Here is a 15,678-nt window from a genome sequence, read left to right as displayed (position 1 = left end):
ATTCGGATCTCTCCCCGGAAAATCTCTGTGCCTCTGTGCCTCTGTGGTTAATTCAAACGGCCGCTTGGAAGCCCGATTGGCGCCAGACAGAGGCAGAACGTCGACAACGAGACCCGCGCCTGCCTTGGTGGATTGGCAAAAAGGCAATGCCCCAGCCGCAGGCGAAGCCCGAGGGACCCAACGTGGCACGTAGGAAATCCGATCCCTGGCTGAGCATCGTCGGCATCGGCGAGGACGGGCTCGAGGGCCTGAACGACGAGGCACTGGCCCACATCGCGGCGGCCGAGGTGCTGGTGGGCGGCGAGCGCCATCTGGCCAAGCTCGAGGACGACGGCCGCGAGCGCCTGAGCTGGGGCAGCCCGCTGGAAGAAACGGTCGAGATCCTGCTGGCGCGGCGCCACCGCCGGGTCTGCATCTTGGCCAGCGGCGATCCGCTTTGCTACGGCATCGCCAACCGCATCGTGCGCCAGATCGGCACAAAGGGCGTCGTCGTGGTGCCGCACCATTCGGCCTTCACGCTGGCCTCGGCCAGGCTCGGTTGGGACCGCGCCCGGGTCGAGACCATCACGCTGCACGGCCGGCCGCTGGAGCGCCTGGTGCCCTACATTCAGCCTGGTGCGCGCCTTCTCATCCTCAGTGCCGACGGAGCAACGCCGGGCCAGGTGGCGGGGCTGCTGCGCCGCCAGGGCTTTGGCCCCAGCCGCCTGGTCGTCTTCGAGCACATGGGCGGCCCCAATGAGCGCCGCCGCGAGGGCCTGGCCAGCACCTGGCGGGCGCGCCGGGTGGCCGAGCTCAACACCATCGCCGTCGAATGCCGGGCCGGCGCCAAGGCGCAAATCCAATCGCGCGCGCCGGGCCTCCCCGACAACGCCTTCGAGCACGACGGCCTGCTCACCAAGCGCCAGGTGCGGGCCGCCACCCTGGCCGCACTCATGCCCATCCCGGGCCAGTTGCTCTGGGACGTCGGTGCCGGTTCGGGCGCCATCGCCATCGAGTGGCTGCGCGCCGCCGCCAACAGCCGCGCCGTGGCCATCGAATCGCATCCTGGCCGTCTGGCCGCGATCGAACGCAACGCCCGCAACCTGGGCGTCCCCGAGCTGCAAATCGTCGCCGGCATGGCGCCGCAAGCGCTGGCCGGTCTGGCCAAACCCGATGCCGTCTTCATCGGCGGCGGCGCCAGCCATAAAGGCCTCTTCCAGGCCTGCTGGCGGGCCCTCCCGGCCGGCGGCCGGCTGGTCGCCAACGTGGTCTCGCTGGAAGGCGAACGGGCGCTGATGGCCTGGCGGCAGCGCCACGGCGGCGATCTCGTGCGGCTGGCCATCGAACGCGCCGAGCCCATGGGCCGCCTCACCGCCTGGCGGCCCTTGCGGCCCGTCATCCAGTACGCCGTGGTAAAATCATGAGCGGCACGCTTTACGGCCTGGGCATCGGCCCTGGTGACCCCGATCTCATTACATTGAAGGCCCACGCCATCCTGCGGGCCGTGCCGGTGATCGCCTACCCGGCGCCCGAGACGGGCTCGAGTTTTGCCCGCGACATCGCCGCTCCCCACCTGCCGGGCGGGCAGCAGGAAATCGCCATCCGCATGCCCATGGTGGCGGCGCGCTATCCCGCCCAGGAGATCTACGACCGGGCGGCCGGCGTGATCGCCGGCCACCTCGGGGCCGGCCGCGACGTGGCCGTGCTGTGTGAGGGCGATGCCTTCTTCTATGGCTCGTTCATGTATCTCTTCGGCCGCCTGGTCGAGGACCACAAGGTCGAGATCGTGCCGGGCGTTTCCTCGCTTTCCGCCGGCTCCGCCCGCCTCGGCTTGCCGCTGACCTCGCGCAACGACGTGCTGACGGTGCTGCCCGGGCCCTTGCCGGCCGATGAGCTGCGCGCCCGCATCGAGGCCGCAGATGCCGTGGCCATCCTGAAAGTCGGCAAGCACCTGGAAAAGATACGCGGCGTGCTCGAAGACCTCGGCCTGGCGGACAAGGCGCGCTACATCGAACGCGCCACGCTGCCCGACGAACGCTCCGTCGCGCTCGGCGACCTCGACCCCGCCGAGGTGCCGTACTTTTCCCTCATCCTGGTACACAAGCGCGGCGAGGCCTGGACAGGCGAGGCCTGGACATGATCGTCATCGTGCTCGAGCCCAGCGGCCTGGCCACCGGGCAGAAGATCGTCGACGCCCTGGGCGGCGAGCTGCACGGCCTGGCCGGCCGGGTCGATGCCGGGCACAGCTTCAGCCAAACGACGGATCACCTGCGCCAGCTCTTCGCTGCCGGTGAGACCATCGTCGGCGTCTGCGCCGCCGGGATACTGCTGCGCTGTCTGGCTCCCGCGCTGGCTGACAAGCGCTATGAGCCGCCGGTCATTGCCGTGGCCGAGGACGGCTCTTCCGTGGTGCCGCTGATCGGCGGCCATCAGGGCGGCAACGCACTCTCGCGCCGCATCGCCGCCACCGTCGGTGGCCATGCCGCGGTGACGACGGCCGGAGATCTTGCCTTCGGCCTGGCGCTCGACGATCCGCCGGCCGGCTGGACGCTGGCCAACCCGCACGATGCCAAGGCCTTCGTGGCAGCGCTGTTGGCCGGGGCGAGGGTGCGGCTCGAGGGCGACTGCCCCTGGCTCCAGGAATCCGAGCTGCCGTTGAGCGCCGATGGCGAACTGGTGATCCGGATTTCCGTAGATGACGAGCCCGGCGGCGCCACCATCCTGGTCTACCACCCGGCCTCTTTGGCCATCGGCGTCGGTTGCGAACGCGGCACCGAACCCGCGGAACTGGTAGCTCTGGTCGAAGCAACCTTGGCGGCCGAAGGTCTGGCGCCGGCGGCCGTCGCCGGAATCTATTCGCTCGATCTCAAGGCCGATGAAGCGGCCGTGCATGCCGCCGCCGCCCGCTTCGATCTGGCACCCGATTTCTTCAGCGCCGCCCGCCTGGAACAGGAAACGCCGCGCCTCGCCAACCCTTCCGACGTGGTGTTCGCCGAGGTCGGCTGCCACGGCGTGGCCGAGGGTGCGGCCCTGGCCGCCGCCGGGCCCGCGGCCGAGCTCGTCGTGGCCAAGCGGAAATCGGACCGTGCCACCTGCGCCGTGGCGCGGTCGCCCGTGGTCATCGAGGCAGGATCGCGGGGCAGCCTGGCGGTGGTCGGCATCGGCCCCGGCAGTCAGGCCTGGCGCACGCCCGAGGCTAGCCGGCTGTTGCGCGAGGCCAGCGACCTGGTGGGCTATTCGCTCTATCTCGACCTGGTGGGTCCGGCGCCGCACCAGGTACGCCACGATTTCCCCCTGGGCGAGGAGGAAACTCGGGTGCGAAAAGCCTTGGACCTGGCGGCCGAGGGCCGCCGGGTGGCGCTGGTGTCGTCGGGCGACGCCGGCATCTACGCCATGGCGACGCTGGTCTTCGAGCTCATCGATGGCTGCGATCGGCCCGACTGGCGCGGCCTCGAGGTCAACGTCAGCCCCGGCGTCTCGGCCATGCAGGCGGCGGCGGCCCGGGCCGGGGCGCCGCTGGGCCACGATTTTTGCGCCATCTCGCTCTCGGATTTGCTGACGCCCTGGGAGGCCATCGAAAAACGCATCAAGGCCGCCGCCGAGGGCGACTTCGTCGTGGCCTTCTATAATCCCGTGTCGCGCCGCCGTACCACGCAACTGGCCCGGGCTCGCGAGATTCTGGCCGCTCACCGGCCGGCCGCAACGCCGGTGATGATCGGGCGCAACCTGGGCCGCGACGACGAGGCGCTCAGCGTCACCACGCTGGCCGAGCTCGATCCCGCCAGCATCGACATGCTCTCGATCGTCATCGTCGGCTCGAGTGAAACCCGCGCCTTCGACGGCCCCAGCGGGCCCCGGGTCTATACGCCTCGGGGGTATGCGGGAAAGGGCGGGTCGTGAGGCGCCGTTGGTCACCCCCACCCCAACCCTCCCCCATCAAGGGGGAGGGGGCAGAACCGCGCGCTCCCTCGAACCCCCTCCCCCCTTGTGGGGGAGGGATGGGGAGGGGGGTACGCCCATGACCGTCCACTTCATCGGTGCCGGCCCCGGCGATCCCGACCTGATAACGGTGCGCGGCCGAAACCTGATCGCCGGCTCGCCGGTCTGTCTCTACGCCGGCTCGCTGGTGCCCGAGGCCGTGGTGGCCTACGCCCCGGCCGGCGCCCGGGTGGTCGATACGGCGCCGCTGAACCTCGACGAAATCATCGCCGAGATGCAGGCGGCCGAGGCCGCCGGCCACGACGTCGCCCGCGTCCATTCCGGCGATCCCTCGCTCTACGGTGCCATCGGCGAGCAGATGCGCAGGCTGGCCGCGCTGGGCATCGACTACGACGTCACACCCGGCGTGCCGGCCTACGCTGCGGCGGCGGCCAGCCTGGGCCGCGAGCTGACGCTGCCGGGCGTCAGCCAGACCGTGGTGCTGACGCGCACGGCCATGAAATCCTCGGCCATGCCCAACCGCGAAAGCCTGGCGACGCTGGGCCAGAGCGGTGCCACCCTGGCGATCCATTTGAGCGTGCGAAACCTCAAAGCCGTCTGCGCCGACCTCGTGCCTCATTACGGCGAAGATTGCCCGGTCGCGGTGGTCTATCGTGCCAGTTGGCCGGACGAGCGGATCGTCCGTGGCACGCTGGCCGACATCCGCGCCAAGGTGCGGGCCGAGAAGATCACCCGCACGGCATTGATTCTGGTTGGCCCGGTGCTGGCCGCCGAGGGTTTCGCCGATTCGGCGCTCTACAGCCCCGACCACCGCCACCTGTTGCGCACGGGACGGGACTAGCCAGGGCTTTCGCTGAAGGCCATGCAGATCCTTCTCGATATCATCGTACCGGTCTTCGGCGTCGTGGCCATCGGCTACGCCGCGGCGCGCCTGGGCTGGCTCTCGAAGGCCGGCGCCGAGGGGCTCGTGGCCTTCGTCTTCAACTTCGCCATCCCGGCCATGCTGTTCCGGGCCATGGCCACCCGGGCCATGCCCGATCCCATCGATTGGGGGTTCTTGATTGCCTATTTCGGCGGTGGATATCTGGTTTGGGGGCTGGGTATGGTGATCAGTCGCCAGGGCTTTCGCCGCCATTTCGACGAGGCCTCGGTCGCCGGCATGGGCGCGGCCTTCGGCAATACGGTGATGCTCGGCGCTCCCCTGGTGCTGATGACCTATGGCGAGGCCGGTATGCTGCCGGCGTTCCTCATCATCTCTTTTCATTCCTGGCAGCTGATAGCCGTGGTCACAGCCCTGGTCGAGGGCGCGCGCGGCAACCGCGATCAGTTGTCGGACATCCCCGGGAACGTCGTCCGCGGCCTCGTCGCCAATCCCATCCTCATCGGCTTGGTGGCGGGCGTCCTTTGGAACCTGTCGGGGTTGCCGCTTCCGGCGGTCGTCGATGGCATAGCGGGAATGCTGGGGAAGGCGGCTATTCCGTGCGCGCTGTTCAGCATGGGGGCCTCTCTGGCCGTCTACCGCATCACGGGCGCGCTGGCCGAGTCCACGGCGACGGTCACGCTCAAGCTCGCGCTCCACCCGCTCGCCGTTTACCTGCTGGGAACCTACGTCTTCGCCTTGGAGCCCATGTGGCGCGACGTCGCCGTGCTTATGGCGGCCATGCCCATCGGCGTCAACGTCTACCTTTTTGCCCAGCGCTACGACGCCGGGACCGCGCCCGCTGCCACCGCCATCGTGATCTCGACCGCGGTGTCCGTGCTGACGGTGGCTTTAGTGCTGCACGGTCTCGAAGTCAGGTAGCGGGGCGATTCCAGCAAAACTTGAAATGCTCTAGTATTGCTTCGTCGGGGGGCAACGGAAGAGGAATTCCATGGGCATAGAACGCCTCGACGGCTTCATGACGACGGAAAAGCAGCGCGGCTTCGAGACCGACTTCAGGCTCGAGACAGAAACCTACGAGGTCTGGGACGAGATCGAGGTGGGCCGCGTCGCCACCGCCAAGCAGACCTTCGTGGTCAAGGAACAGGATATTCTTTCCTACAACTTCTCGGCGCTGGAGGACGATCCCCTGTTCGTCGATCCCCAAGCCGCCCGGGCCGCCCCGGCCTCGACCAAGTCATCGCCCATCCCCTGTTCGCGGTGCAGATCGCCTTCTATTGCATCGAAAAGGGCCCAGGCAACTGGCTGCGCTCACCGGGTGCCCGCAATCCGGGCCAGAAGCTCATTTTCCATGAACCTTTCCGGGTCGGCGATGAGATCACGCTGACCATCACCTGCCAGGACAAGTGGGTGCGCCGCAACAAGTACTATCTGCAAGACCGCTACGACTACCACAACCAGGAAGGCACGCTGAAATCCGTCTGGTACGCCACCCTGATCCTGCCGCCAAGCCGCGCTGAACTGGCGCGCTTCGCGGCCCAGTAGGGAGGGGGCAATGAGCGAGCTGCACTTTTCCGACATCCGCATCAACGACCCCCTGCCGACGGTGGAGCACGCCGTTAGCCAGGACACAATCGACCTCTGTGCCGTGGCGCATCTCGACTACAACCCGGTACACACCGACGTCGAATGGTGCAAGGAAGCGCAAGTCTTCGGCACACCAAAAACCGTGGGCCACGGCATGTTCACCATGACGCTCATGACCTCGGTCATCCTGCGCGCCTGGCAGCACGGCGGCGCCTTCGTAAATTCCATCGAGGCCAAGCTCACCCGCCCTGTCGAGGTCGGCCAGACGCTGCGCTGCGAAGGCACGGTGATCGAGCTCCACCCCCGGGCGCCAGGCCAGAGCTTCGTGGTCGTCGGCTTGACGGCTTTCAACACCCAGGGCGCCACCGTTGCGGTGGGCCAGGCCCAGGTTACGGTGCCGGATTAGGGGTTATTCCCACTCCGCCTCGCGCTTCTCCAGAAACGCCACCACGCCTTCCTGGAAATCCGCGGTCTGCGATAGCGCGATGGCGGCCTGGCGGGCGTATGCGGTGCCGTCCGCCAGCGTCATGCCGCCGCCCAGCGTTATGGTTTTGCGGATGGCGGCCAGAGCCTGGGCCGGCTTGCGGGCCAGGCCGGCGGCGTAGGTTTGGACCTCGCTGCGCAAGCGTTCGGCCGGGCAGAGCACGTCGACCAGGCCGATCTCCAGACCCTCCTGGGCCGTCAGGATCCGGCCGTCGAAAAGATACTTAATTGCGGCGGGCCGCCCCAGCAGGCGGGCCAGGCTTTGCGTCGTGGCGATGGGGGGGATGAAGCCGATGTCGATCTCGGGGTGGCCGAGCTTCGCGTTGTCAGCGCAAAAGCGCAGATCGCAGTGAAACGCCACCTCGAAGCCGCCGCCCACGGCGGTGCCGTTGATGGCGGCCAGTACCGGTTTTTCGCTCTGTTGCAGGAGGTGCATGATTTCCAGGCTGCGGTCGACCCACTCCGTCATGCCGGCCTCGTCGATGCCGCGGAAGACTTCGAGGTCGGCGCCGACGGCGAAGTATTTCTTAAGCGCACTGGCCAGCACCAGCACGCGCACGGATGGGTCTCCCAGGACGGCGCTGAGCGCCCCTGGCAACTCGCGCAGCATGGGCCAGTGCACGGCGTTGACGGGTGGGCGGTTGTAGCGGAACCAGCCGACGGCGTCTTGGACGCTGAAGTCGATGAACTCGAAATCCATGCCAGCGTGCCCTAAACCGCTTGCAGCCCGCACCACTCGGCGATGAACAGCGCCATGGTCTGTGTGTTGCGGCGCACCGATTCGAGCTCCACGCGTTCGTTGAAGCCGTGGATGTTTTCCGACCGCGGCCCGTAGACCAGGCCCGGCGTGTCGGCGTAGAGGCCGAAGAAGCGGGCGTCGGTGGTGGCTGTCGTCGGCACCTTTTGCAGGGGCTTGCCGTTGACCGCTTCGTGCGCGGCGGCCAGCACGGCCTTGGCGGCGTCGGCGTTGGCCAGCTCGTAGCCCTCGGCGAAGAAGCCGTGGTAGACGATTTCGGGCGGCGAATTGGCCAGGAACGAGTCTTTTTGCGCCGCCGCCCGGATGGTGTCTTCGATCTCGCGCCGGGCCTCGGAGAGGTCCTGTTCCGGATAGGTAGCGATGCGCACGTCGAAGATGCACCAGGCCGGCACGCTGGAGGGCCAGTCGCCGCCCTCGATGCGGCCGATGTTGAGGTTGATGGGGTGGTGCACGTCAGCATAGGCGGCGTGGCGCCGGTCGTCCCCGTTCCAGCGTTCCTCGAGACCGTGCAAGGCCTGCATCAGCGGGAACGCCGCCTCGATGGCGTTGGCGCCCGAGCCCGCCTCCAGCACGTGGACGGGGCGGCCGCGCAGCTTGACCTGGAACCAGAGCACGCCGATCTGGGCGCCCACCAGCGAGTCCCCCATGGGCTCGGGGATCAGCGTCGCCTCGGCCCGGTAGCCGCGTTGCAGGCACGCCAGTGCGCCGTTGCCGGTGCATTCCTCCTCGATCACCGACTGCAGGAAGACGTCGGCCGCCGGCACCTGGCCGATGCGCTTGAGGGCATCCATGGCGAACAGCATCTCGCCCAGCCCGGCCTTCATGTCGCCCGCGCCGCGGCCGTACATCCAGCCGTCCTCGATACGCGCATCGAACGGCGGCGTATCCCACATGTCGAGCGGCCCCACCGGCACCACGTCGATATGGCCATTGAGGATCAGCGAGCGCCCGCTTGGATTGTCCGGCCGGTGGGCACCGACCACGTTGAAGGCGTTGTCGTAGGAAACGTGCACCGGAGAGAATCCGGGCAGGTGCTGGATGTCCTCGATGCGCACCTGCCAGCGGTCGACGCTGAGGCCGCGGCCGCGCATCTCCCGGGCCATGAAGTCCTGGGCAGTGTGTTCCTGGCCGCGCAGCGAGGGGTATTTGACCAACTCGGCGGTGAAGGCGACCTGGTCGTCGAAGCCCTCGTCGACGGCATTCATGATCTTGGACGCGAGGTCGCTGGACGGCATGGGAATCTCCGACAAGAAAAAAAGAACGGTAGCGCGCGCTTCAGGCAGCGGCAAGCTTGAGCCAGTCGAGCGCTGTCGCGGGGGTCTCGACGGTTTCGCCCGCCACCAAGGGGGGGCGGCGGATCATGACCACCGGAATTGCTCGTTCGCGGGCGGCGGCGATCTTGCCGTAGGTCGCCGGGCCGCCGCTCTGGCGGCTGACCAGGCCGTCGATGGCGTGATCAGTCAGCAGCGCGCGTTCGTCCTCGAGACTGAAGGGGCCGCGGCCGGTAATGACCTGGCAGTCGAGGGGCAAATCGCCGGGCGGGCTGACCAGGCGTACGAAAAACCTGATGCCGTCGAGGCCTGCATAGGCGCCAAGCGCCCGCCGGCCCACGGTCAGCAGCACACGCTTGGCCAGGCCGGGCAGCGCCGCCGCCGCCTCGGCGTCGTCCGCCACCTCGATCCAGCGGTCGCCGGGCTCGGCCGTCCAGGGCGGGCGCCGCAGCATCAGGCGCGCGAGATCGAGGCGGTCGCAGGCCGCCGCAGCCTGGGCCGAGATCTGCACGGCATAGGGATGGGTGGCGTCGACCAGGGCGGATATCTGCTGGCTGTCGAGATACGCCATCAGTCCCTCGGCACCGCCAAAGCCGCCAACGCGCACCTCACCCGGCGGCCGGCGTGGCGCGGGCATCCGGCCGGCAAAAGACGTGACCACGTCGAGCCCCGCCGCATCAGCCAGCGTGGCCAACTCGCGGGCCTCGGCGGTACCGCCGAGAATTAGAATCCTAGCTCGCATCTCTCACCGGAAAACTGGGGACAGGGACCCTTTCTTGTGGGTTCCTCTTCGGCGAAAAACGGCGGATAGTGGCGCTTTTCGGCAAAATAAGTGGGGCCAGGGACCACTTTTTGGCCAGGGACCACTTTTTGGCAGGTCTATTGCTAGCCATCGCGACCTACCGGTTCCCCGGCCCGGTCGTAGACCAGGATTTCGATGGCAACGGCGTCGCCGGCCGTTTGCCGCGCCGTCTCGCCGGCCCGTGCCGCCACCCAATCGCCTAGGGGCAGATCTTGACCCCGCGCCATCTCCAGTACCTCGGCGGCGGTGTTGGCCGAGCGCGCGCGGGCCACCGCATCGGCCCCGGCGCCGAGTTCGGCCAGCCCCCCGGCCAGCCACTCGAAATCGACCTGGCTGCGGCCGGAATGAAGATCGAGATCTCCCTGGCCCAGCTTGACCAGCTTGCCGAAGCCGCCGGCGATGGTGAGAAGCGGCACCGGGTTTCGCCGCAGGTACTTGAGCAGGCCGCCGGCGAAATCGCCCATCTCGATCAGCGCTGCCTCGTCGAGGCCGTAGTGCGCCTTGACCGCGGCCTCGGAGGTCGTGCCCGTACTGGCGGCGACATGATCGAAGCTGCCGGCCCGGGCCACGTCCACGCCCTGGCGGATGCTGGCGATCCAGGCGGCGCATGAATAGGGGATGACGATGCCGCTGGTGCCCAGCACCGAGAGCCCGCCCACAATGCCCAGGCGGCCGTTCAAGGTGCGGTTCGCCAGGGCCTCGCCGTCGGCAATCGAAAGCGAGATCTCGACGTCGGCTGGCACGCCGTGCTCAGCCGCGATTTCGGCTACCGTCTCGCGCATCATGCGGCGCGGCACCGGGTTTATGGCCGGCTCGCCGACGGCCAGCGCCAGGCCCGGCCGGGTTACCGTGCCGACGCCCGGCCCGGCCCGGAAAACGATGCCGCTGGCGGCGGGGCCGCGCCTCAGCGTGGCCAGCACCAGTGCCCCATGGGTGACGTCGGGATCGTCGCCGGCGTCCTTGATGATGCCAGCGCTGGCGCTTTCGGATTCCAGGACCTCGCGGGCCAGGGCAAAGGCCGGCCGTTGGCCGCCGGGCAGCGTGATGGTCACGGGATCGGGAAAGCCGCCGCCCAGCAGCGCCGTGAAGGCCGCCCGGGTGGCCGCGGTGGCGCAGGCGCCGGTGGTCCAGCCCCGTCGCAGGGGTCCCTCGGGCTTCTCGTTCATGGCCCCATTATTAGAGCGATTCACGTTCGAAGCGAATCGCTCGAGGCCGCTTTTTGCTGGGCCCTCACCGGGCGGGCGCATCCGCGCCCTTGGCCTCCGTCCCCCAAAGGGGGCCGGCATAGCGCCGATCCCACAGCGTGGTTTTTTGCTGCTTGTTCATTTATTGCAACGAGAGCGACCGCGACCCGCCGCGACTGCGGCGCGCCCGCGCAGGCAGCGGACCTTTAGGTCCGCCGCCGTGAGCGACAAAAAGCCAACGGGAGCAACGCGACCCGCCGCTCCTGCGGCGCCTCCGCGGAGGCTGCGGAGCGCAGCTCTGCCGCCGTGAGCGACAAAAACCCAGAGTGGAGCTCATCCCATGAGATCCACTCTGGCCTACCCGTGGAGCTGCGTGTAAAACCGGGCCATGACGGAGTTTCCTTTCGAGTTGCCGGAATTCGCGCCGGGCTGGGTCTGGCTGGTGGGCGCCGGGCCGGGCGAGCCCGGGCTTTGTACGCTGCTGGGCTATCACGCGCTCAGGGCCGCCGACGTGGTGGTCTACGACGCCCTGGTGGGCCCCGACATCCTGGCCCTGGCGCGCGACGGCGCCGAGCTCGAATATGCCGGCAAGCGCGGCGGCCGGCCCTCGCCGCGCCAGCCCGATATTTCGCGTCGCTTGGTCCAACTTGCGCGTGAAGGCAAGCGCGTGCTCAGGCTGAAGGGCGGCGACCCGCTGGTTTTCGGCCGCGGCGGCGAAGAGGCCCTGGCCCTGGTCGAGGCCGGAATTCCTTTCCGCATCGTGCCCGGCATCTCGGCCGGCGTCGGCGGCGCCGCCTATGCCGGCATTCCCGTCACCCACCGCGACGTGAATTCCGTGGTCACCTTCCTCACCGGCCATGCCTCGACCGGCGAAGTGCCCGATGGCATCGACTGGCAGGCCCTGGCCAAGGCCTCGCCGGTGATCGTGCTCTATATGGCGATCAAGCATCTCGGCACTATCAGCGAAAACCTGATGGCCGGCGGCCGCGCGTCCGACGAGCCGGTGGCGGTGATCGCCAAGGCCACGATGGCGGAGCAGGTTGTGGTCGAAACCACGCTGGGCGGCTGTCTGGCCGACCTGGAGGCCAGCGGCCTGGAGCCGCCGGCCATCGTGATCATCGGCCAGGTGGTCCGCTTGCGCGCCGGCCTCGACTGGCTGGGGGCGCTGGGCGGCCGCGTGCTCGAGGCCGACCCGCTGGGTTTGAAGAGCCGAAGTGACACGGCCTGAAGGCCTCGTTCCCGGCCTGATCATCGCCGCGCCCGCCTCGGGCAGCGGCAAGACGACGGTGACGTTGGGGCTGTTGCGGGCCTTGCACGACCGGGGCGTCAAGGTTTCCTCATTCAAGGTCGGGCCCGACTATATCGACCCGGCCTTTCACGCCGCCGCCAGCGCCCGGCCCTGCCAGACCATCGATCCCTGGGCCATGACGCCGGGCGCCATGGCGGCCGGCCTGGGTCTGGCCGCCGAGGGCGCCGAGTTGGTCATCGGCGAGGGCGTCATGGGGCTTTTCGACGGCGCTTCCGACGGCTCGGGCTCGACCGCGGATTTGGCAGCCCAACTGGGCCTGCCGGTGGTGCTGGTGGTCGACGTGGCGGCCCAAGCCGGCAGCGCTGCGGCCCTGGTGCATGGCTTTGCCGCCTACCGCTCCGATCTCGACCTGGCCGCCGTCATCTTCAACCGGGTCGGCGGCCCGGGCCACATTGAGACCTTGCGCCGGGCCTGCGAGCCGCTTGGCGTGACCATCGCCGGCTATCTGCCACGCCGTGCCGAACTGGCGCTGCCGGACCGCCATCTCGGCCTGGTCCAGGCCGCCGAAATCCCGGCACTGGAGGATTTCCTGGCCGCCGCGGCGGCTGCCATGCGCCAGCACCTCGATGTAGACGCGCTCGGCGCCCTGGCCCGTCAGCCGGTGCTTAGCGAACAGGGCGCCAGCGCCTTGCCACCGAGTGGCATGCCGGTGCTGGGCGGGCGCATTGCGCTGGCTTCGGACCTGGCGTTTTCCTTTTGCTATCCCCATGTCCTCGCCGATTGGCGCCGCCAGGGAGCCGAGATCGTGCCCTTTTCGCCGCTCGCCGACGAAGCGCCCGACGCCGCCGCCGATGCCATATACCTGCCGGGCGGCTATCCCGAGCTGCATGCCGGCCGCCTGGCCGGCAACGGGAAATTCCTCGATGGCCTGCGCCGGGCCGCCCAAACGGCCGCCATTTTCGGCGAATGCGGCGGCTATATGGTGCTGGGCCAGGGCCTGGTCGACGCGGCCGGCCAGCGCCACGCCATGGCCGGGCTGTTGCCGCTGGAAAGCAGCTTTGCCGAGCGCCGCTTGCATCTCGGCTACCGTGATGTCGAAACCGTCGCGGACGGTGTTTTGGGGCCCGCCGGCAGCCGCTTCCGCGGCCACGAGTTCCACTACGCCACGATACTTAAGGAGCAGGGCGAGGCGGCTTTGTTCAGCGCCCGCGACGCCTCGGGCCGCGATCTAGGGTCGCTGGGCCGCCGTCAGGGCCGGGTGGCGGGATCGTTCGTCCACCTAATCGCGGCGGGCTGAGCTCCGCGCCCAACGTCGGCCGGTACCAAAGAGCGCGGCGATGGCTGCTACCGCGGCCAGGCCGACGAGCCATTCCATACCGTGCGGGTGGGCGTGCGCTTCGGCGAAGCCGGCCGAGGGACTCTGGCCGTGGGCCAGGGCCGGGGCGGCGGCGAGGAATGTGAACGCGGTGGCGATAAGCGTGCGGCTAAGTTTGGGCATTTTTCCTCTCACTCCATTTCGATTAGATTATTGGGCTGGCTCGGTGGGCGCCAGGCGCTTGTAGGCGTGGGCCGAGACGCCGCCGATGACCAGCCAAAAGAGCAAATTGGCGACCAGGGTGGCGGAAACGAAAGCCGCCGCCAATTCGGCCGGCAGGTTGCCTGCTTCGAAGCTTTCCGGGTGCGGCGCGCCGACGACGTGGGGGGCGACAATGATCACGGCGCCGAGCACCTTGAGCGCCAACCCGGACACCCACACCATAAGCCCGATGCCGACGGCCGTGGCCAGTGCCGTGGCGGCCCACCAGATCTGGCGTGCCTCCAGGTCGGTGTAGGCCGAGCCCGGCAGCTCGGGCGGCAGGCCCAAGGCCGGAGCCAGGCTGAAGGTGGCAAAGCCCGCCAGTCCCCATAGGTATCCTTCTCGTACGTCTTCGCCACCCTTGAGGGCCAGGCCGGCAGTCAGCATGAGCGCAAAGGCGATGCCGGTGAGCACGTTGGCAAACAGCGTCAGGCCGAGGCGCTTGAATTGCAGTGACGGCACGCCAGGCTCAGCCTGGCTTTCCTTGTCGTGGCTGTGGCCGGAATTGTCGCCGTGACCGTGACTGCTGCCTGCTGTCTCGAAGACCTCGGCCTGCGAGATCAGCGGCAGTACCTTGAAGCTCTGAATCCCGGTGAGGAAGACACCCGCCACCAGGCCGCCAAGAGCGGCGGCAAAGACGATGGCCCGGAATATCGCCAAATTCAGTGGCAGGGAAAGGCCGTGGCGTGGCGCGAATCGTGAGTCGCGTCATGAATGGCCTGTGGCTGCGCGAAGCCCACGCCGTAAAGCATGATCAGGCCGAAAACCAGGGCCGCGAGTGCCGAGGTCCTGACGCCGATGCCGGCCGTCGGGGCGGCCTTTGCCGTGGAAGTAAGCTGAACTGCCATGACGAACTCCTGTTTCTTTGTTTCAAACCAATCGATCTCATGCACCGTCGAGCCTCGGTGCCGGTCTTCTCAGCAGTCACAGGAGTGCGATCCTGAACCGCCGGAACGCCCCGTCCGACGCAGTCGGTCCTACACGGCAACGGCAGGTCTCCTGGCTCACGGTTTGGCGCCTGCGGCAGGCCTTCCCGGGTTGATTTTCGAGCGCCATCCCAGTGGCCGTCTCTTCGTCGCAGGCGAACCGTTCACAGTTGCGGGGGCAGCCCCGGTTTTGGCCCTGTCGCCGCACCGGGTTCCCTTTTCATCCCGCTTATGGGAACCGTCGCTTGGCCAAATAGGGCCATAGCTGGCGTACCCTGTCAATGAGATATATTAGACAGGGTAACGCCTCCCGAACCGCCGACAGGAAACCATGACCGAGCCCACCACAAACAGTCTTCCGCCCCTCACCCTGGTGCTCGGCGGCGCCCGTTCGGGCAAGAGCCGTTATGCCGAGGGATTGTTGGCGGACTGGTCAGGGACGCGGATCTACCTGGCCACGGCCGAGGCGGGCGACGCCGAGATGCAGGCCCGCATTCGCCACCACCGGGAACGTCGCGGCGAGGCCTGGATGACGGTCGAGGAGCCCCTGGAACTGGCGGCGGCGCTGGTGCGTGAGGCCCAGGGGGGCCGCGCCGTGCTGGTCGACTGCCTGACGCTCTGGCTAAGCAATATCACGTTGGCCGAACGAGATATCGAGGCCGAGGCGGCGGCCCTGATCGCCGCCCTCGGCCGCTGCGCCGGCCCTATCGTTTTGGTTTCCAACGAGGTCGGCCAGGGCATCGTGCCGGAGAACCCCCTGGCGCGCCGCTTCCGTGACGATGCCGGCAGGCTTCATCAAGAGGTGGCCCGGGTGGCCGACCGCGTGGTGCTGGTGACCGCGGGCTTGGCGCAGATCCTCAAGTAGCGGATTCCTTTTGAGGGATTCGCCTGGGAAAAAGAATGCGGATTAACCACAGAGATGGGGTAATCGGCGCTGAGGGTGGCTACTCTCCGAGCTTTTGGAACGTGGTCTGGATGTTCCAGCCACAAGAAGCGTTAAGGAGAGCAGCCATGAAGTACTATGCCGGATTGGACGTTTCGTTGA

At 68.2% G+C, this 15,678-nt stretch carries 18 protein-coding genes and 1 riboswitch; of the genes, 11 read left to right on the top strand and 7 right to left on the bottom strand.

Annotated features, from left to right (window positions below; all coding sequences use genetic code 11):
- Positions 1-146 precede the first annotated feature (146 nt).
- From cbiE to QGG75_01050, 8 genes are all read left to right on the top strand, one after another.
- Entirely contained in the window at positions 147-1,403 is a 1,257-nt protein-coding gene (cbiE, locus tag QGG75_01085) for a precorrin-6y C5,15-methyltransferase (decarboxylating) subunit CbiE (protein ID MDP6065840.1), read from the top strand.
- Complete coding sequence (gene cobI, locus QGG75_01080) at positions 1,400-2,119, top strand: precorrin-2 C(20)-methyltransferase (GenBank protein MDP6065839.1); 720 nt, start codon at positions 1,400-1,402, stop codon at positions 2,117-2,119. Before cbiE ends, cobI begins: the two co-directional genes overlap by 4 nt.
- Complete coding sequence (gene cobJ / locus QGG75_01075) at positions 2,116-3,879, top strand: precorrin-3B C(17)-methyltransferase (protein ID MDP6065838.1); 1,764 nt, start codon at positions 2,116-2,118, stop codon at positions 3,877-3,879. Before cobI ends, cobJ begins: the two co-directional genes overlap by 4 nt.
- A gap of 118 nt (positions 3,880-3,997) precedes the next feature.
- On the top strand, positions 3,998-4,759 hold the full coding sequence (gene cobM, locus QGG75_01070) for a precorrin-4 C(11)-methyltransferase (protein ID MDP6065837.1): 762 nt from the start codon (positions 3,998-4,000) through the stop codon (positions 4,757-4,759).
- Between the two features lie 21 nt (positions 4,760-4,780).
- Positions 4,781-5,719, top strand: a complete 939-nt coding sequence (locus QGG75_01065) for an AEC family transporter (protein MDP6065836.1) — start codon at positions 4,781-4,783, stop codon at positions 5,717-5,719.
- Positions 5,720-5,789: 70 nt separating this feature from the next.
- Positions 5,790-6,185 carry a hypothetical protein gene (locus QGG75_01060; protein MDP6065835.1) on the top strand — a complete coding sequence of 132 codons (396 nt, stop codon included), beginning with the start codon at positions 5,790-5,792 and terminating at the stop codon, positions 6,183-6,185.
- 23 nt (positions 6,186-6,208) lie between these two features.
- Positions 6,209-6,343 carry a hypothetical protein gene (locus tag QGG75_01055; protein ID MDP6065834.1) on the top strand — a complete coding sequence of 45 codons (135 nt, stop codon included), beginning with the start codon at positions 6,209-6,211 and terminating at the stop codon, positions 6,341-6,343.
- Positions 6,344-6,353: 10 nt separating this feature from the next.
- Positions 6,354-6,791, top strand: a complete 438-nt coding sequence (locus QGG75_01050) for a MaoC family dehydratase (GenBank protein MDP6065833.1) — start codon at positions 6,354-6,356, stop codon at positions 6,789-6,791.
- Positions 6,792-6,794: 3 nt separating this feature from the next.
- Here QGG75_01050 and QGG75_01045 read toward each other — a convergent pair whose 3' ends face one another.
- The 4 genes from QGG75_01045 to QGG75_01030 form a co-directional block, all read right to left on the bottom strand.
- Positions 6,795-7,568 carry an enoyl-CoA hydratase/isomerase family protein gene (locus QGG75_01045; GenBank protein MDP6065832.1) on the bottom strand — a complete coding sequence of 258 codons (774 nt, stop codon included), beginning with the start codon at positions 7,566-7,568 and terminating at the stop codon, positions 6,795-6,797.
- Between the two features lie 11 nt (positions 7,569-7,579).
- A complete protein-coding gene (locus QGG75_01040) occupies positions 7,580-8,860 on the bottom strand; it encodes an ArgE/DapE family deacylase (protein MDP6065831.1) in 1,281 nt (426 codons plus the stop codon).
- A 40-nt stretch (positions 8,861-8,900) separates the two neighbouring features.
- Positions 8,901-9,638, bottom strand: coding sequence for a cobalt-precorrin-6A reductase (locus QGG75_01035; protein MDP6065830.1), 738 nt, complete (start codon positions 9,636-9,638; stop codon positions 8,901-8,903).
- Between the two features lie 143 nt (positions 9,639-9,781).
- Positions 9,782-10,864: a cobalt-precorrin-5B (C(1))-methyltransferase gene (locus QGG75_01030; protein ID MDP6065829.1), complete on the bottom strand. Its 1,083-nt coding sequence runs from the start codon at positions 10,862-10,864 to the stop codon at positions 9,782-9,784.
- Between the two features lie 406 nt (positions 10,865-11,270).
- Between QGG75_01030 and cobA the strand changes: the two genes are divergently transcribed.
- Complete coding sequence (gene cobA / locus QGG75_01025; protein ID MDP6065828.1) at positions 11,271-12,110, top strand: uroporphyrinogen-III C-methyltransferase; 840 nt, start codon at positions 11,271-11,273, stop codon at positions 12,108-12,110.
- Positions 12,097-13,428, top strand: a complete 1,332-nt coding sequence (locus QGG75_01020; GenBank protein MDP6065827.1) for a cobyrinate a,c-diamide synthase — start codon at positions 12,097-12,099, stop codon at positions 13,426-13,428. Before cobA ends, QGG75_01020 begins: the two co-directional genes overlap by 14 nt.
- Here QGG75_01020 and QGG75_01015 read toward each other — a convergent pair.
- Genes QGG75_01015 through QGG75_01005 form a run of 3 tightly spaced genes read right to left on the bottom strand, consistent with a single transcriptional unit; the run spans position 13,411 to position 14,555 of the window.
- Positions 13,411-13,629 (bottom strand): hypothetical protein, encoded by a 219-nt coding sequence (locus tag QGG75_01015; protein MDP6065826.1) that lies wholly within the window; start codon positions 13,627-13,629, stop codon positions 13,411-13,413. The two genes, QGG75_01020 and QGG75_01015, sit on opposite strands and share 18 nt — an antisense overlap.
- A 27-nt stretch (positions 13,630-13,656) precedes the next feature.
- Positions 13,657-14,367: a CbtA family protein gene (locus QGG75_01010; protein ID MDP6065825.1), complete on the bottom strand. Its 711-nt coding sequence runs from the start codon at positions 14,365-14,367 to the stop codon at positions 13,657-13,659.
- A gap of 2 nt (positions 14,368-14,369) precedes the next feature.
- Entirely contained in the window at positions 14,370-14,555 is a 186-nt protein-coding gene (locus tag QGG75_01005) for a CbtB domain-containing protein (protein MDP6065824.1), read from the bottom strand.
- A gap of 123 nt (positions 14,556-14,678) precedes the next feature.
- Positions 14,679-14,891, bottom strand: a riboswitch (cobalamin riboswitch).
- A gap of 73 nt (positions 14,892-14,964) precedes the next feature.
- Between QGG75_01005 and cobU the strand changes: the two genes are divergently transcribed.
- Positions 14,965-15,498, top strand: a complete 534-nt coding sequence (gene cobU, locus QGG75_01000) for a bifunctional adenosylcobinamide kinase/adenosylcobinamide-phosphate guanylyltransferase (GenBank protein ID MDP6065823.1) — start codon at positions 14,965-14,967, stop codon at positions 15,496-15,498.
- The last annotated feature ends 180 nt before the right edge of the window (positions 15,499-15,678 follow it).

Source organism: Alphaproteobacteria bacterium (assembly GCA_030740435.1).
Classification (GTDB): Bacteria; Pseudomonadota; Alphaproteobacteria; order UBA2966; family UBA2966.
The sequence above is the reverse complement of the archived record's forward strand: the minus strand, read 5'-3'. Positions and strand labels throughout refer to the sequence as shown.

Bases quoted from the DNA above. Each gene is read 5' to 3' on its own strand.
- cbiE (MDP6065840.1), top strand. From the start codon at position 147: ATGCCCCAGCCGCAGGCGAAGCCCGAGGGACCCAACGTGGCACGTAGG.
- cobI (MDP6065839.1), top strand. From the start codon at position 1,400: ATGAGCGGCACGCTTTACGGCCTGGGCATCGGCCCTGGTGACCCCGAT.
- cobJ (MDP6065838.1), top strand. From the start codon at position 2,116: ATGATCGTCATCGTGCTCGAGCCCAGCGGCCTGGCCACCGGGCAGAAG.
- cobM (MDP6065837.1), top strand. From the start codon at position 3,998: ATGACCGTCCACTTCATCGGTGCCGGCCCCGGCGATCCCGACCTGATA.
- QGG75_01065 (MDP6065836.1), top strand. From the start codon at position 4,781: ATGCAGATCCTTCTCGATATCATCGTACCGGTCTTCGGCGTCGTGGCC.
- QGG75_01060 (MDP6065835.1), top strand. From the start codon at position 5,790: ATGGGCATAGAACGCCTCGACGGCTTCATGACGACGGAAAAGCAGCGC.
- QGG75_01050 (MDP6065833.1), top strand. From the start codon at position 6,354: ATGAGCGAGCTGCACTTTTCCGACATCCGCATCAACGACCCCCTGCCG.
- QGG75_01045 (MDP6065832.1), bottom strand. From the start codon at position 7,568: ATGGATTTCGAGTTCATCGACTTCAGCGTCCAAGACGCCGTCGGCTGG.
- QGG75_01040 (MDP6065831.1), bottom strand. From the start codon at position 8,860: ATGCCGTCCAGCGACCTCGCGTCCAAGATCATGAATGCCGTCGACGAG.
- QGG75_01035 (MDP6065830.1), bottom strand. From the start codon at position 9,638: ATGCGAGCTAGGATTCTAATTCTCGGCGGTACCGCCGAGGCCCGCGAG.
- QGG75_01030 (MDP6065829.1), bottom strand. From the start codon at position 10,864: ATGAACGAGAAGCCCGAGGGACCCCTGCGACGGGGCTGGACCACCGGC.
- cobA (MDP6065828.1), top strand. From the start codon at position 11,271: ATGACGGAGTTTCCTTTCGAGTTGCCGGAATTCGCGCCGGGCTGGGTC.
- QGG75_01015 (MDP6065826.1), bottom strand. From the start codon at position 13,629: ATGCCCAAACTTAGCCGCACGCTTATCGCCACCGCGTTCACATTCCTC.
- QGG75_01005 (MDP6065824.1), bottom strand. From the start codon at position 14,555: ATGGCAGTTCAGCTTACTTCCACGGCAAAGGCCGCCCCGACGGCCGGC.
- cobU (MDP6065823.1), top strand. From the start codon at position 14,965: ATGACCGAGCCCACCACAAACAGTCTTCCGCCCCTCACCCTGGTGCTC.